This window comes from Clostridium liquoris (assembly GCF_002995785.1).
GTDB classification, from domain to species: domain Bacteria; phylum Bacillota; class Clostridia; order Clostridiales; family Clostridiaceae; genus Clostridium_AO; species Clostridium_AO liquoris.
In genome coordinates this window covers 1-1,128 of the sequence record NZ_PVXO01000025.1, presented here as the reverse complement: position 1 = coordinate 1,128, position 1,128 = coordinate 1, and the positions used below count along the sequence as shown (strand labels likewise).

1 protein-coding gene is annotated in these 1,128 nt (G+C 37.1%); it reads right to left on the bottom strand.

The window, feature by feature from the left end:
* Positions 1–3: 3 nt before the first annotated feature.
* Positions 4–1,128: elongation factor Tu (tuf, locus tag CLLI_RS03955; protein ID WP_106062946.1), on the bottom strand; the 1,125-nt coding region annotated here is incomplete at its 5' end.

Genomic DNA, 1,128 nt, shown 5'->3' with positions numbered 1-1,128 from the left:
ATATTATTCAATTATTTTAGTAACAACTCCTGAACCAACTGTTCTTCCGCCTTCTCTTATAGCAAATCTCAATCCTTCATCCATTGCTATTGGTGTTATTAATTCAACAGTCATATCAATATGGTCTCCTGGCATTACCATTTCTGTTCCTTCTGGTAATTTTATTGATCCTGTAACATCTGTTGTTCTGAAGTAGAACTGTGGTCTATATCCATTAAAGAATGGAGTGTGTCTTCCTCCTTCTTCTTTCTTTAATACATATACCTGACCTACAAATTTCTGGTGTGGATGTACTGAATTTGGTGCTGCTAATACCTGCCCTCTTTCGATATCATCTCTCTGTATTCCTCTTAATAATACTCCAATGTTATCTCCAGCCATTGCCTGGTCTAATAACTTCCTGAACATTTCTACACCTGTACATACAGTCTTCTTCTTCTCACTGCTTAATCCTACAATTTCAAGTTCGTCTCCTACCTTTAGGACACCTCTTTCAACTCTTCCTGTTGCAACTGTTCCTCTTCCTGTAATTGTGAAAATATCTTCTACTGGCATTAAAAATGGTTTGTCAGTTGCTCTTTCTGGAGTTGGTATATAACTATCTACTGCTTCCATTAATTCATCTATACATTTTGTAGCTTCTGGATCTGTTGGGTTTTCTAATGCTTTTAATGCTGATCCTACTATAATTGGTGTATCGTCTCCTGGAAATCCATATTCATTTAATAGTTCTCTTACTTCCATTTCTACTAGTTCGATTAATTCTGGATCATCTACCATATCTGCTTTGTTTAGGAATACTACTATGTACTGTACTCCAACCCTTGATGCTAGTAGTATATGTTCCCTTGTCTGTGGCATTGGACCATCTGCTGCACTTACAACTAGGATTGCTCCATCCATCTGTGCTGCTCCTGTAATCATATTCTTTACATAGTCAGCATGCCCTGGACAGTCAACATGCGCATAGTGTCTATTTTCTGTCTGGTACTCTACGTGTGATGTATTGATTGTAATTCCTCTTTCTTTTTCTTCTGGTGCCTTATCTATCTGGTCATATTTAAATGCTTGTGCAAATCCTTTATTTGCTAATACTGTTGTTATTGCTGCTGTTAATGTTGTCTTACC